Here is a 14,998-nt window from a genome sequence, read left to right on the forward strand (position 1 = left end):
GTCATGGCGCACCGCGGCAGCTAGGCCCGCAGTCTGTAACCGCGCTTCACCACGGTTTCCACCAGCCTGCCGTCCGGGAGCGAGGAACGCAGCCTGCTGACCGTCATGTCCAAGGCGTGCACGGAGCCGCGCAGATCCAACAGGTCAGAGAGCGCTTCGCGGGACAGGACAGCTCCACCCGCGCCGAGCAGCGCACGCAGGAGCAGCAGCGGAGCCGGCGCAAGCTCCACCACTTCACCGTTGATCCGCAAGCAGCGGCCCCGAAGCTCGATCGTGGCGCTCTTGGTCTCCAGGCGTCGCACATGGTTCAGGGAGAGGTGCTCCGTCACCAAACGGATCAGGGCCCCCATCCGGTAGCGGTCGGGGATAAGGGGCGTCAGCCCGGCGTCGACCAGTGGTTGTGCGGTAACAGGCCCAACGGCGGCAACAGTCACCGGTCCCTTGAGTGCTTCGATGAGTTGGCGGTACAAGCCCATTTCGTGCGCGGTGCTCCACATGGCGTCCACCGCGGGGGCACTGGTGAACGTCAGCACATCGAGGTTTCCGCCCACCACAGCCTCGATCAGGCGAGGAAGCTTGTCTTCGCCGTCGGGCTTGACCCAGCGGTACGGGGTCACGGTGAGCACGGTGGCCCCGGACATGCGCAGCCGTTCAAGCTGGCGGACATCGGTGTACCCATGCAGCTGGACAGCTACGGTCTTGCCTCGGACACCCTCAGCCAGCAGCATATCCACCAGGGTTGCGGTGGTTTCGTCACTGCTGATTCCGACGTCGGCAAGCCCAGCCGCGCGCACGGCTCCGCGGGCCTTGGGGCCGCGGACGAACATGCGGCAGGCAGACAGGGTTTCCAGAAGCTGCTCGCCGATGCCGAAGGAATCAGCGGCTTCGCACCAGCGGCGCATGCCGTAGGCCGTGGTGGCAATGCAGATATCCGGCTGGGCAGCAATGATGGTCCGCGTGTCCTCGATGAGGACCATGTCCTCCTGCACAGGGGCGATCTTCAAGGCGGGGGCGTGCAACACGCTTGCACCGCGGCGTTCCAGTGCCTCAATGAGGTCACGGGAACGGCGGTGCGAGGTGACGCCTATGCGGAATCCGTCCAGCGGCGCTTCGGCGGTTTCGGATACCTCGGGAGCGGCCGTAGGGTCCTGGATTTCGATGGCACGTGCAACAGTCATGTGTTTTTACCTTCAGGCTTCAAGGAGCGAAGCCGCGAGTCGGCTCAGTTCGGCGGATGCTTCGGCGTGATTCCGGTTGGCTTCAGCCACCCTCACCACCTCGCCGATGACCAGCACCGCAGGGTTGCTGCAGCCGGTGGCCGCAGTTTCGATGGTACCGAGGTCCGCGATGGTGGTGCGCTGTCCGGGGCGGTATCCCCGCTCCACCACAGCCATCGGCATGTCCGGCTTCATCCCCGCCCTACGCAGGCCAGCGGCCAGCTGGGGCAGGGTCCCGATGCCCATGAGGACCACGATCGTCCCGCCAAGGCCGGCAAGGTGGGTGTGTTCTTTCTCCGTCAATGGCGCGTGGCCGGAGACCACGGTGAACATGTGGCTCACTTCGCGGTGCGTCACCGGGATACCGGCCGCGGCAGGAACAGAAATCGCGCTGGTGACACCGGAAATGACCCGTACCGGCACCCCGGCAGCAACGCAGGCAGCCACTTCTTCGCCGCCGCGCCCAAACACGTAAGGATCGCCGCCCTTGAGCCGGACCACGTTCTTGCCCAGCAACGCGGCTTCCACCATCAGCTTTTCGATGTCCCGCTGCGTAACCTTGTGGAGGCCGGGCTGCTTGCCAACATCCACCAGCTCGGCAGAGGTCAGATCGGCCAGCTCCTGGTAGGGAGCCAGGCGGTCATAGAACACGACGTCGGCATCCCGCAAGGCGTCGGCGGCGCCAACGGTCAGCAGGTCCAGGGCCCCTGGCCCTCCACCCACCAGCGTCACGTGGCCGTCGGCACCTGGTGCAGGCTCGAACGCCACCGGGATTCCGGCCTCGCGGCAGCGATCCACCAGTGGCAGCCAGCCAGCCTCGCCGTCATCCACCACAGCTACCAGGAAAGGACGATCGGGCAGCTGGCCGTCGCCCGGTACTCCTTCCGGGGTGCTGAGCCGGTACACCTTGGCGCCGGCTTGCTGATAACGGCGGACTGCTTGGCGGGCAGACTTTTCGGATCCCGTGACAAGGACGTCGCGGCCGGTCAGATCAATGGTGAGCTGCATGGTGAACCCCTAGTTTTCTACGTCGACGGTTTCGCTGCGGACCGGGATGGTGGAGGCAATGAGCACGCCGCCCTTTTCTTCGTTCGTGGCGGGGCGGATCTGGCCACGCTCCGGAACGAAGGAGATGGACTCGTCCTTCTGGTCGGGGGCGTTGACGAAGGAACGGAACCGGCGGAGGCGCTCCGGGTCCTTCAGGGTCTCGGCCCACTCGTCCTCGTAGGTGTCGATGTGCTTGGCCATGGCGGCTTCCAGCTCATCGGCGATGCCCAAGGAGTCGTGGACCACCACATCCTCGACGTGCTTGATGTCGCCGTCGAGTTCTTCCTGCCACCGCGCGGTGCGCTGCAGGCGGTCAGCAGTGCGGATGTAGTACATCAGGTAGCGGTCGATGTACTTGAGCAAGGTTTCGTCATCCAGGTCCTTGGCGAGGAGCTTGGCGTGCGCAGGGGTAGCGCCACCGTTACCGCCCACGTACAGGTTCCAGCCGTCGGCCGTCGCAATCACGCCCACGTCCTTGCCACGTGCCTCGGCACACTCACGGGCGCAACCGGACACACCCATCTTCAACTTGTGCGGGCTGCGGAGGCCGCGGTAGCGCAGCTCCAGGGCGATGGCCATGGCCACGGAATCCTGGACGCCAAAGCGGCACCATGTGGATCCAACGCAGGACTTCACCGTACGCAGGCTCTTGCCGTAGGCCTGCCCGGACTCGAAACCGGCATCCACCAGTTCCTTCCAAATATCCGGGAGCTGCTCAAGGCGGGCGCCGAACATATCGATGCGCTGGCCACCAGTGATCTTGGTGTACAGGTTGTACTTCTCGGCAACGGCTGCGATGACACCCAAACCCTTGGGCGTAATCTCGCCACCGGCGATGCGGGGGACCACCGAGTACGTTCCGTCCTTCTGCATATTCGCCAAGGCGCGGTCATTGGTGTCCTGCAACGAGCCACGTCCGGCGTCCAGGACGTAGGCCGAGTGCTGGCTGGCAAGGATGGAGGCAATGGTCGGCTTGCAGATATCGCAGCCCGCGCCCGTGCCGTACTTGGCCATGATCTCCTCAAAGGAGGTCAGTTCCAGGACACGGATGGCATCGAAGAGTTCCTGGCGGGACAGGCTGATGTGTTCGCAAAGTGCCTTGGAGACCTCGATGCCGGACTTGGTCAGTTCGCCTTCAAGCAGCTTCTTCAGCATGGGAACGCAGGATCCACACTGGGTACCGGCGCGGGTGCAGCCCTTCAGCTCACCGAGTTCCTGTACAGGAGCGCTGCCTTCGCAGGCGCCGCAACCATTGATGGCGTCGCGGATGGTTCCGGCGGCCACGTTGTTGCAGGAGCAGAGGATGGCGTCATCAGGGAGTTCGGTCTCCGGGGCTTCGCCACCGCCGGCAGCGCTCAGGTAGGCGCCGGGCTCAGCCGAAAGCTCGCGGCCAAGGAGCGGGCGGAGACTCATGTACGGGGAGGCATCACCGACGAAGATGCCGCCCAGGAGGGTCTTGGCATCGTCGGTGGTGACAATCTTTTGGTAGACGCCGCGCGCGGGGTCGGCGTAGACGATCTCGAGGGAGTGCTCAGTCCTGGCGAAGGCGTCACCGAAGCTGGCCACGTCCACGCCGGACAACTTGAGCTTGGTCGCGGTATCGAAACCGGGGAAGGTTGCCGCTCCGCCGTGCAGGCGATCGGCAACGATCTCGGCCATCGTGTTGGCCGGTGCAACGAGGCCCAGGCACATGCCCCCGAAGTTGGCTACCTCGCCGATGGCCCAGATGCCGTCCACTTCGGTGGCGCAGAAATCGTTGATGACCACGCCGCCACGCTGGCCCAAGCTGAAGAGCTGCTCTTCGCCGTCGGCTGCGCGGAAGAGATCGTCGCGGGGCTTGACGCCGATGGCAACGATCACGAGGTCGGCGTCGATGGTGCGGCCATCAGCCATCAAGACCCCGGTGACGTTGCCGTCGTCGTCAGTAACAACCTCGGACGGGAAGACACCACCGTGGACTTCGAAGCCCTTGGCTTCGATCAGCCGGCCAAGGGCCTGGCCTGCGCCTTCGTCCAGCTGGGTGTTCATGAGCCAGGGGGAGCCGTTGATGACGATCGGGGTGGCGCCCAGCTGCTCGGTACCGGCTGCGGACTCAAGCCCCAGCAGGCCACCACCGATGGTGACGGCGTTGACCTTGCGTCCCAGCTTCTCTGTCAGCTCGGCGATGGCCTTGTTGATGGCCCATACGTCTTCGAGCGTCCGGTAAACGTGGGTGTGCTCGGCGCCCGGGATGGGGAGGCGGGCTGCATCCGAACCGGAAGCAACCACCAAGTGATCGTACTCGTACTTGTTGCCGGCCGCTGTGATCACGCTCTTGGCCACGGAATCGATTTTGACGGCGCGCTCGCCGGTCTTGAGGGTGAGTGCCTTGTGGTCCCACATGGAAGCCTCGCCCAAAGTGAGGTCAACGCCGGTTTCCGTGAGTGCCTTGCTCAGCGCCACGCGGTCGTAGGGGAGATGGGCCTCTTCAGTGAGGACCGTAACCTGCCAACCTTCAAGTCCGCGGTTGACCATGGCATCGGCGAAACGGTGGGCAGCGGGGCCGCCGCCGACGACGACGATGCGGCGCGGGTTCTCTGTACTTGAAGTGTGTCCGGTCACTGGTGGGCCTTTCGCAGATGTTGCAGACGGATCTCCGCAACTTGTGGTTCCAGCCTAGGGACGGGCAGTTTCGCTTCAGTTTCCCTTTTGTTTCGTGATCTTAACTTCTGCATCACGAACGCATTTCCGGGTGCGTGAGGTCTCTTTTACGCGTTGGACACAATCACGCACCCCTGTTGAAACACCCCAGCCCTAGCGTGGAGGAGTGGCCGCAAGCGTGGCCCGGTCCGGGAGAGTGACGGCGAAAATGCCAGCACCCGGACACAGTGAGAGGGGCTGAAATGACCGTAATTCTGGATGCTGCGGAGATTCTTGACGGGGCCGGGAACTTGACCACCGCGGCCACCTGGCAGCGTGTTTGCCCGGTGGAAGAACTTGAAGTGGCCTGGGGCGAAGCTGCGCTGATCGCCGGCCGTCAGGTTGCGCTTTTCCGCACCGCGCCCACCGAGGTCTTTGCTGTGGCACAGCAAGACCCGGCGACCCTCGCCAACGTCATGGCACGCGGCATCATCGGATCCCGCGGAAGCCGGCCCACCATCGCATCGCCGCTGCACAAAGAGGTCTACGACCTCGAAACCGGTGAATGCTTCACCAATCCGGAACTCACGCTCGAAGCCTTCCCAACCCGCTTGGTGGACGGCTTCATCGAGGTTGAGCTCTAAGGAGTCCTACAAGCCCAATGCTTCGCGGACGTCCCTGAGAACATCGTCCAGGGAAGTCCGCGCTGCCTGTCGTGCGGTGGGAAGTTCAGCCGCGGACTCCACAGCCTGGATGACTTCCAGGTAACACTTCAGCTTGGGTTCCGTGCCACTGGGGCGGATGATCACGCGGGTGAGGTCCCGGGTCAAATACAGCAGGCCGTCCGTGGGTGGCAGGGCTTCGCTTCCTTCCGCCAGGTCAGTGAAGACCTCGACGGCGGAGCCTCCGAACGCTTCCGGCGGGTTGACCCGCAGGCGGTTCATCATGGCGTCCAGCAGGCCAAGATCAGCAACCCGGATGCTCAATTGGTCGCTCGCATGCAGGCCGTGCACCAGGTACAGATCGTCGAGGGTGTCAAAGATCGTCTTGCCCTCGGCCTTGGCAGCCGCTGCCAATTCAGCAATCAGCACGGCTGCCGAGATGCCGTCCTTGTCACGCACCAGTTCCGGCGCAACACAGTAACCCAGTGCTTCCTCGTACCCGTAGGTGAGGTTGGGGACGCGCGAAATCCATTTGAAGCCCGTGAGCGTTTCCTCATGCGAGTATCCTGCTGCTGCTGCGATCCTGGAGAGCAGTCGTGAGGAAACGATGGAATTGGCGAAGACTCCGGTCTGTGGGTCGTCACCGGCGGCGGCCGCCAAACGGGCAACCACATGTGCGCCCAGCAATGCTCCCACTTCATCGCCGCGCAGCATCCGCCAGGCTCCCGTTGCGGGATCCAAGGCGGCAACCGCAGCGCGATCGGCGTCGGGATCATTTGCCAGAACGATGTCCGCATCCGAGTCCGCGGCGGCTGCAAGGGCCAGGTCCAGCGCGCCAGGCTCTTCCGGGTTGGGGAAAGCGACGGTGGGGAAGTCAGGGTCCGGCTGAGCCTGTTCAGCAACCAAAGTGACGTCCGTAAACCCTGCAGCGTTCAGGACGGAGACGGCCGTTTCGCCGCCAACCCCATGCATGGGGGTCAAAACGATCTTCAGGTCACGTGCAGGGAAGTGCTCCCGATCAACCAGCCCGGCCATGGCAGCTTGGTACTCTGCAGCGATGGAGCGTGGCAGTACCGTCCATCCGTCCGCGGCCAACTGAATCGCGTCCAACGCACCCACAGCCTGGATCTTCGCAGCGATTTCCGCGTCATAAGGGGCCACGATCTGCGAGCCCCGGCCGCTCTCGGACACCGCGTGCCGCCCCAGGTAGACCTTGTAACCGTTGTCCTGCGGCGGGTTGTGGCTGGCAGTGACCATCACGCCGCCGTCGCAATCCAGTGACCTGACCGCGTAGGCGAGCAACGGCGTCGGAAGTGCCGCCGGCATGAGGAACGTCTCGATGCCGGCCGCCGTGAAGATGGCAGCGGTTTCCTCGGCAAAGATGTCCGAGTTGTAGCGCGCATCAAAGCCGACGACGGCGCGTGGCCGGGTCCCCGGCGCAGCAGCGGCTACGGCTTCGGTGAGGAAGGCCGCCAGACCTGCGGCCGCACGGCGGACCACCACCCGGTTCATACGGTTCGGCCCGGGTCCCAGGGCTGCGCGGAGTCCGGCGGTGCCAAACTGCAGCGTGCCGTTGAAGCTGTCTCCCAATTCCTGGGCTGCTCCCGCATCACCGCCGCTGGCAAGCTCGGCGAGCTCACGCAGGGCAGCCGACGTCACCGGGTCCGGGTCTTGGGAGGCCCACTCGCGGGCGTCGGTGATCAGTTGTTCAAAGGCGGCATCGCTGGATGTCATAGGGACAAAACTATCCTCATTGGGCCCGCGAGGGGCAACGAGAGGTGAGATCCTGCCCTTTTGACTGGTTGTAAAGGGTGGGATCCCGCCCCTCGCCGGGCTCTATAACGTCTGGCTTCGTACCTGGAACTCCGTGTCGCCGTCCATGCTGAACACCGAAGAACCCGTGGCGTCCCAATCAGGGAAGAAGGTATCCGAGATGACGGCCGTCCCGTCCTGGACAAAGACTTCCACGGACGAGGAATCCAGGAGGATGTGCAGACGGACGGTGTTGTCGTTGCCGGACGAAGGGAGGGTGACCTGGTGGAATGGGCTGAATTTCTCCGAAAAGTTGTTGGTCCCGGCAAGGGACCGGTCAACCTTCACCGTGTGTGTGTCCCTGGTGTAGGAGATCCGCAGACCCGGCCCGGAGCCGGACGACTGCCGCAGGACAACGCCTGCTTCGCGCGCCGACGTCAGGTCCATGTCCAGTTCGATCAGTTGCGTGCGCCCGCTGAAGTCCTGGCCAAGGTCCTGTGCTGAGGAGCTGACGGTGAGGTTTTTGCCCTTGACGTCACCGGCAGCGCGTCCATAGCTCTCCCGTACCGCGCCCGCAATGCCGGATCGCAGCTCCAGCCGTTTTTCACCTCGAACCAACGTTAGTTCGCGGGGAATAGCCATGGAGCCGCGCCACGGAGTGGTGGGAGCGTGCTGGGCGTAGTCCCAGTTGCCCATCCACCCGAGCAGAACGGGCCTATCCCCGGGCGCGCCGGAGATGGAGTTCGCCGCGTAGTAGTCGGCGCCGTGATCCAGCCACTGGGACTCGTTGAGCGGTGCATCCGGTGCGGCAGCATTCTCGGGGGCGAATCGTGTTCCGTCGAATTCACCTACGAAATACTGCATGCCAGAGCCGCCCGCAATGCCGCCCGGGTTGATGCTCAGCAGCATGATCCACTTCTTCGCGGTGGAACCCTCAACCTTCATCTGGAGTAGTTCGGGTACTTCCCACAGCCCTCCCTGGGCACCGACCCCGGAGAAATCACTCAGGTAGTCCCAGCGGAGCAGGTCGGTGGACTTGAACATCTTGACCACCTGGGCGTCCGCCACCACCGTGGTCATCACCCAATAGCGGCCGGGCTCGTACCAGGTGATCTTGGGGTCGCGGAAGTTGTTGTTGGCCGGGGCGAGGTTCAGCACGGGATTGCCTTGGTACTTCTGCCACGTGGTGCCACTGTCCAGGCTGAACGCCACTGACTGGGCCTGCGCGCCCTGGGGGAGTGCGCCATTCTTGCCGTACGCGCTGGTGTACAGGGCCACCATGGGTGGGTTCTCTGCTGAACCGAGTCCGGAGGCGTTGTTCTTGTCCATCACGATGCAGCCGGAGAAGATCTCTTCTTCGGGGCTTGCTTCCATGGCAACGGGCTGCTGCTCCCAGTTGATCAGGTCCTTGCTGGTGGAATGGCCCCAGGACATGTTGCCCCACGAGTTTCCGCGCGGGTTGTATTGGTAAAACGCGTGGTAGGTGCCGTCGTGATAGATGAGCCCGTTGGGATCGTTGAGCCAGTTCTTCTCAGCTGTCAGGTGTGCGGAGGGCCGCCAAGGATCCGATGGGGACGGCCGGTGGCCGCCCGGGGTGGGGACCGGCGTCGGGCTTTCCGGTTGTGGCGTGCAGGACGCGGCAGAAAAAGCGACCAGGACGGCGGCACTTGCCGCCAGTAAATGGCGGCGGGACAGATGGGGGCTGGGAAAAGTCATGGGATAAATCCTGAAGGGGTTGGGGGTGGCAAGGGTGCCGGTCCTTGTGGGGCCGGCACCCTTGCCGTGGCCTTACAGCCGGGGGTGTTGCGGCCTACTTGTAGTGGCCTTCGCCGCCAACGCGGACGTTGGTGGGCAGGTAGCCGAAGGGGCCAAGGCCGTTCTGGCCGAAGCTGCGGTCAACCTGGGTCACGCCGCCCTTGAAGTTCATCTTCACGGTGGGTGACAGGGAGCCGCCCCGGACGCCATCCACGTTGTCGATGAACGACTGGACCAGGCCGCCGGGCTGCACGTAGTGCGAGTAGGCCTGGAACTGGCGGCCGTTCTGGCGCGGGTCCGGACCCTCCGGTGCGTTGGCCGGCATGTTCAGGTCCGTGGGGGAACCGAGGGCCAACCCACTGTTGTTGACCGGCTGGTAGTCCGAACGGACGCCGTTGCCAACAAAGCCGTACACGCCGTCCGGGCCGCGCATGCCGTCCGCGTAGGTGAACTGGTGGCTGATGGTGAACAGGTAGTACTTGTTCTTGCCGTTCTCGTTCTGGATGTAGATTTGCGGACGCTCAGTCTGGTCATTGACGCAGTTGGCGGACAGGATCGGCGGAAGGAAGCTCCACTTGGTGAGGTCCTTGTTGTCCGCCACTGCCAGGCCAACGTTGGCGGTCTGGTACCAAGCGCCGGTGCTGTTGACCTGGGCCACGGTTTCGGCGTTGGGGTCGCCCGGCTGGTAGCCGAGGTCTTCCTGCTTGCACTTGTAGGAACCACGGGTGCCGCCGGTGTTGCCTTCGAACACCATGAAGGTCTTGCCCGGGTGTGCAGGGTCCGCGAAGGTGTACGGGTCACGGAACGCGAAGCCGGGGTTCTGGGCCTTGTTCTGGTACAGCTTTCCGTCCGGCTCCAGCAGTTTGGTGTGCTGGAACCCGTCAAAGGTCACACCGTTTTGGTTGGCATGGATAGTGCCCAGTGCCTTGGCAATCACTGCATCCGGGGCAATGCCACCCCCACCGGCGTTGCGCTCGGCGACGTCGTAGAACGTGGTGGCCGTGTAGAAGACGTTGATCTTGTTGCCCTGCATGAGGCGCGTGGAGCCGGACCATTCCGTGTTGCCGATGGACGTATTCGGCAGGAACAGGTGTCCGCCGTAGTTCCACTTGTCTTTGGCAGGATCGGCGTTGGTCTTCCGGAAGAAGTAGCCGATCCTGGCGTTCCAGTGGCGCTGGTCGAAGCCGTAGCCGGCGTGGCGGTCAGCAACCAGGGCGAAGATGACGTCCCAGCCCTTGTAGCTGATCTGGTTCGCATTCTCGTCGGTCAGTGACCATGTGTCCCAGACCCAGACGTCGTCGTTCATGGCCGGGAAGTCCTTGGGGATTTCCGGCATGGTGACGTTGGGGCTCATGGAGTTCTGGCCGGGGGCAACGTTGGGGTTGCTCTGGGCCATGATCTGCTTGGCATCGGCTCGCGTCCACTTGGACGTGAAATCTGCTGCGGGATCATATGCCTGCTGCGTGTGGGTAGTTGGCAGCGGGAAGCCGGGCGTGGGCGCCGGCATGGTGCTCGACGGCGGGTCGGCCGGCAGGTTCGCCTGCGCGGCCGGCGTGACCAGCAGGATGCTGCCTGCCACGCTGGCTGCCGCTGCGACGGCTACTGCCCGTCGCAGACGGCGGCGTGGCCGTTGAGGGGTTGAGTGCGTGTTCATGCTTGCTCTTCTCGCGGAGTGTTGGACTTCGTGGAGTGGGGCGCATGCCCTGATCCCTGGTAAGGGCTCGCTGCTCAAGCGTCCGCTCGATCCGCTGGGGGCGTCATCGAGGGACGCCATCGTTTCGAGGTGGCGGTCAGTCCTGGAAAGGCACTCACCGCACTGCGCTCCGGCACGTCGACTTACCGGAACGCTCTCCACGCTAGACACGTGTTAGGTCGCAAATCAAAGGGCATTTCGGGGGCTTGCGGGGCTACTCTTCGGTAGATGCGCAAGCGCTTACATTTCCAACGTGCGCGCGTGGCATTTCCGGGGGCTGCGGGTCAAATGTTGCGCCATAAATCAGATTTATCCTGAGAATTTACTGTGCGTTTACTTTCCCTGGGGATTGTTAGCGCACACGCTGACGTGCCCCTGGGGCCCGCAGGCGTGCCCTTAAACGACAATGCGTGGCCACCCCCTCGGGTCACCACGCATTGTTTGGCGATATGTCCTAGAGCTTGGCGATGATCTCCGCAAGGAGCTTGGAGATGCGCTTGCCCGCCGCCTGGCCGGCTTCCAGGACCTCCGCGTGGCTCAGGGGAACCGGGCTGATGCCGGCCGCGAGGTTGGTCACCAGCGAGATGCCGAAAACTTCCATGCCCGCGTGGCGGCCCGCGATCGCTTCCAAGGCAGTGGACATGCCAACAAGGTCGGCCCCTATGCGCTTGGCGTACTGGACTTCGGCGGGCGTCTCGTAGTGAGGGCCCGTGAACTGCGCGTACACGCCCTCCTGCAGCGAGGAATCGACGTCGCGGGCAAGGTCGCGGATCCGTGAGGAGTAGAGGTCCGTGAGGTCAACGAACGTGGCGCCTTCCAGAGGCGAGGTAGCGGTGAGGTTAATATGGTCGCTGATGAGGACAGGAGTGCCCGGGGTCCAATCCTCGTTGAGTCCGCCGCAGCCATTGGTGAGAACCAGTGTCTTGCAACCGGCGGCCGCAGCGGTGCGCACTCCGTGGACGACCGAACGGACTCCGCGGCCCTCGTAGTAGTGGGTCCTGGCGCCCAGGACCAAAGCCCGCTTGCCCTCTTTGGTCAGGACGGAGCGAATGGTGCCTACATGGCCCACCACTGCCGGTTTGTGGAAGCCGGGGACCTCTGACGCATTGAGCGTGGCGGTGGTTTCTCCGATGAGGTCCGCTGCCTCGGCCCAGCCGGAACCGAGCACCAAAGCTACATCATGGGACTCGACGCCGGTTTCCGCGGCAATGAAGTCTGCGGCGGCCTGTGCGGCTTCGAAAGGGTCAGTGTTCATCAGCTCAGTGTTACTCACTGGTACAAGCTACCTTGCGCCCACCGGACTTTGGTAGGGACCCGGGCGTGGTGAGGGTGGGCTGAGTGGCAGCCGGCGTGGCAATGAGCGAGAATTGAGGATTGTGACCACCCAAGTTGACTTCAGTGCCCCCCGTATCGCGATCCTGGGAGGTGGTCCCGGCGGATATGAAGCTGCCATGGTGGCCGCCTCACTCGGCGCGCACGTCACCATCGTCGAGCGGGCAGGCCTTGGCGGCTCAGCTGTGCTGACCGACGTCGTGCCTTCCAAAACCCTTATTGCCACCGCCGATCTCATGACCCGCGTCGGTGAGGCGGACGAGCTGGGCGTGAAGTTCGACGGCGACGGCACGGCGTCAAAGCCCCGGGCCGACCTCAAGCACATCAACGATCGCGTCCTGAACCTCGCCCACGGACAGTCCGAGGACATCCGTGCGGGCCTTGAGCGCCTGGGCGTGGAGATCGTCATTGGCTCCGGCAAGCTGCTGGACAACAACACCATCGAAGTCCTCACCATCGACGGCACGCGCACCATCGATGCCGATGCCATATTGCTGGCTGTCGGCGCCCACCCGCGGGAACTGCCCACGGCCAAGCCGGACGGCGAACGCATCCTCAACTGGGCCCAGATCTACAACCTGGACGAGCTTCCCGAAGAACTGATCGTGGTGGGTTCCGGTGTTACCGGAGCCGAGTTCGCCTCCGCCTACAACGGCCTGGGCTCCAAGGTCACCTTGATCTCCAGCCGCGACCAAGTCCTGCCCGGCGAGGACACGGACGCTGCCAAGCTGCTGGAAGGCGTCTTCGAACGCCGCGGCGTGCGCGTCTTGTCGAAGTCACGCGCCAACGCCGTCGAGCGAACGGACGACAGCGTCAAGGTCACCTTGGGTGATGGATCGGTGGTGACAGGTTCGCACTGCCTGGTGTGTGTCGGGTCCATTCCCAACACCGCGGGCATCGGCCTCGAAGAAGCCGGCGTGACCCTCACCGAGTCCGGGCACATCAAGGTGGACGGCGTCTCGCGCACCACTGCCCCCAACATCTATGCGGCAGGTGACTGCACGGGTGTGTTCGCCCTGGCATCCGTTGCTGCCATGCAGGGACGGATCGCGATTGCGCACTTCATGGGTGACGGCGTGAAGCCGCTCAAGCTCAACCAGGTGGCGTCCAACATCTTCACTTCACCGGAAATTGCCTCGGTGGGTGTTTCCGAAGCCGATCTCGCTTCCGGCAAGTACCAGGGTGACGTGGTGATGTTGTCCCTGCTCAGCAATGCCCGTGCCAAGATGCGCAACACCAAGGACGGCTTCGTCAAGATCATCGCCCGCAAGGGATCCGGCACTGTGATTGGTGGCGTGGTGGTTGGCCCTAACGCCTCCGAGCTCATCTTCCCGATCTCCGTGGCCGTGACCCAGAAGCTTCACGTGGACGATGTCGCCAGCGCATTCACGGTGTACCCGTCGCTCACCGGATCCATCTCCGAAGCTGCCCGGCGCCTGCACGTGCACATGTAGCTTCCCCATCCAGCACGGACGCCCGTTTCGAGGCTTCGCTGCGCACCATGCCGTTCGCCCGGCACGGTGCGCAGCGATCCATCGAAGCGGGCGTTTCTGCGTCCAGGACTTAGCGGATGCCCCTGAACCTGAGCCCCGCTCCCAGCGCCGCCAGGCTCAGGCAAGCCAGGATGGCCAGGTAGTAGGCAGGGGCTACGTCCTGCCCTGTGATCTCGATCAGGTAGGCCGCGATCATGGGAGTGAAACCACCGAAGGCTGCCACGGAAGCGTTGTAGCTGAAGGACAGTCCCGTTGCCCGGGACCGGGCATCGAAGGCATCCGACATGACCGAGGGCAGCGCCCCAAAGTAGGCCGCCTTCAGGCACCCAAGGATGGTCATGGTGGTGGCGAGCACCAGGAACGACCTCCCGGCAGTGAGCCACAGGAACAGCGGTATCACCATCAGCGCGGTCAATATCACCGTGGGGATCATGATTCGCAGGCGTCCAAACTTGTCCGAGAGGTGTCCCACTACGGGGGTGCCGAAAGTGAGGATCACGCCTGTGATGACGAGGCAGCTGAAGGAAGCCGACGGGTCGAGCCCCAGCTGCTTGATGCCGTAGGTGGGCATGTATTGCAGGATGAAGTTCACGGCCGTGGAGATGGCAAGGGCGCCGCCGGCAATGAAGATGCCCAGCTTTTGAGTCTTGAAAACATCCAGGATGGGGGACGTTGTGGCCTCGGTATCCTCGCTCCGGACGATTGGTGCTTCATCCACATGTTTCCGGATGAAGTAGCCTGCGGGGCCTACCAACAGCCCGAAAATGAACGGGATGCGCCAGCCCCAGTCACTCATGTCTGATGCGGACAGCAACGAGGTGAGGACGGCGACGAAGATGGCCGCCATGAGCGACCCCAAACCTTGGCTGGCGAATTGGAAACTCCCCAGAAAGCCCTTGCGCTTGGAGTCCTGGGCGATGAGGAACGATGTCGCGGCCCCAAACTCCCCGCCGGCTGAGAAACCCTGGACCAGGCGGGCAAGGATGATGCCGATCGGGGCGAGCATGCCGATCTGGTCATAGCCGGGCATGAAGGCGATCATCGCGGTGCCGATCACCATCAGGCGGATGGTCAGCATGAGTCCCTTCTTCAGCCCCTTCCTGTCGGCGTAGGAACCCAGGATCAGGCCGCCGAGGGGGCGGATCAGGTAGGAGGCTCCAAAGACGGCAAAGGCTTGGATCAGTTCCACTGCCGGGTTGTCAGCCGGAAAGAAATTGCGGCCAATGTAGATGGCAAGCAGCGCATAGATACCCATGTCGAACCACTCCAGGGCGTTGCCTACCGTCGCGGCAGCGATCCCTCTCGTGGTGGATTTTCTGGACTGCTGCCGGTCAACATCGTTGTTGACGGCACCAGGTGCCGGCTGCTGGGCAGGATCGGCGTTGGGCGTTGTTGTCATGGTGTTCCCTCTAAGGTAAGTAGTGCCAT

Annotated in this window: 10 protein-coding genes; 2 read left to right on the plus strand and 8 right to left on the minus strand. The window is 63.6% G+C overall.

Going from position 1 to position 14,998, the window contains the following annotated elements; all coding sequences use genetic code 11:
* Positions 1 to 20: 20 nt before the first annotated feature.
* The 3 genes from BLW08_RS02205 to nirB are packed head-to-tail and all read right to left on the minus strand — an operon-like array spanning position 21 to position 4,865.
* Entirely contained in the window at positions 21 to 1,178 is a 1,158-nt protein-coding gene (locus BLW08_RS02205) for a uroporphyrinogen-III synthase (RefSeq protein WP_090819624.1), read from the minus strand.
* Between the two features lie 12 nt (positions 1,179 to 1,190).
* Positions 1,191 to 2,225 (minus strand): uroporphyrinogen-III C-methyltransferase, encoded by a 1,035-nt coding sequence (cobA, locus tag BLW08_RS02210; protein ID WP_091323115.1) that lies wholly within the window; start codon positions 2,223 to 2,225, stop codon positions 1,191 to 1,193.
* Between the two features lie 9 nt (positions 2,226 to 2,234).
* Entirely contained in the window at positions 2,235 to 4,865 is a 2,631-nt protein-coding gene (gene nirB / locus BLW08_RS02215; RefSeq protein ID WP_091323116.1) for a nitrite reductase large subunit NirB, read from the minus strand.
* 281 nt (positions 4,866 to 5,146) lie between these two features.
* On the opposite strand from nirB, the gene nirD reads away from it, so the two are divergent.
* Complete coding sequence (nirD, locus tag BLW08_RS02220; RefSeq protein ID WP_091323117.1) at positions 5,147 to 5,527, plus strand: nitrite reductase small subunit NirD; 381 nt, start codon at positions 5,147 to 5,149, stop codon at positions 5,525 to 5,527.
* 6 nt (positions 5,528 to 5,533) lie between these two features.
* Here nirD and BLW08_RS02225 read toward each other — a convergent pair whose 3' ends face one another.
* The 4 genes from BLW08_RS02225 to BLW08_RS02240 all read right to left on the minus strand — a co-directional run bounded on the left by BLW08_RS02225 (position 5,534) and on the right by BLW08_RS02240 (position 12,000).
* Positions 5,534 to 7,279, minus strand: coding sequence for a phospho-sugar mutase (locus BLW08_RS02225; RefSeq protein ID WP_090819610.1), 1,746 nt, complete (start codon positions 7,277 to 7,279; stop codon positions 5,534 to 5,536).
* Between the two features lie 102 nt (positions 7,280 to 7,381).
* On the minus strand, positions 7,382 to 9,013 hold the full coding sequence (locus BLW08_RS02230; protein ID WP_091323119.1) for a glycoside hydrolase family 32 protein: 1,632 nt from the start codon (positions 9,011 to 9,013) through the stop codon (positions 7,382 to 7,384).
* A 94-nt stretch (positions 9,014 to 9,107) separates the two neighbouring features.
* A complete protein-coding gene (locus tag BLW08_RS02235; RefSeq protein ID WP_091323120.1) occupies positions 9,108 to 10,706 on the minus strand; it encodes a glycoside hydrolase family 68 protein in 1,599 nt (532 codons plus the stop codon).
* A 493-nt stretch (positions 10,707 to 11,199) separates the two neighbouring features.
* Entirely contained in the window at positions 11,200 to 12,000 is an 801-nt protein-coding gene (locus BLW08_RS02240; RefSeq protein WP_175538546.1) for a purine-nucleoside phosphorylase, read from the minus strand.
* A 121-nt stretch (positions 12,001 to 12,121) separates the two neighbouring features.
* Here BLW08_RS02240 and BLW08_RS02245 point away from each other — a divergent pair, with 121 nt between their 5' ends.
* Positions 12,122 to 13,531, plus strand: coding sequence for an NAD(P)H-quinone dehydrogenase (locus BLW08_RS02245; protein ID WP_091323312.1), 1,410 nt, complete (start codon positions 12,122 to 12,124; stop codon positions 13,529 to 13,531).
* 109 nt (positions 13,532 to 13,640) lie between these two features.
* Here BLW08_RS02245 and BLW08_RS02250 read toward each other — a convergent pair whose 3' ends face one another.
* Positions 13,641 to 14,969, minus strand: a complete 1,329-nt coding sequence (locus BLW08_RS02250; protein WP_090819598.1) for an MFS transporter — start codon at positions 14,967 to 14,969, stop codon at positions 13,641 to 13,643.
* Positions 14,970 to 14,998 lie beyond the last annotated feature (29 nt).

Origin of the sequence: Arthrobacter sp. cf158 (assembly GCF_900106835.1) — a bacterium.
GTDB lineage: Bacteria > Actinomycetota > Actinomycetes > Actinomycetales > Micrococcaceae > Arthrobacter.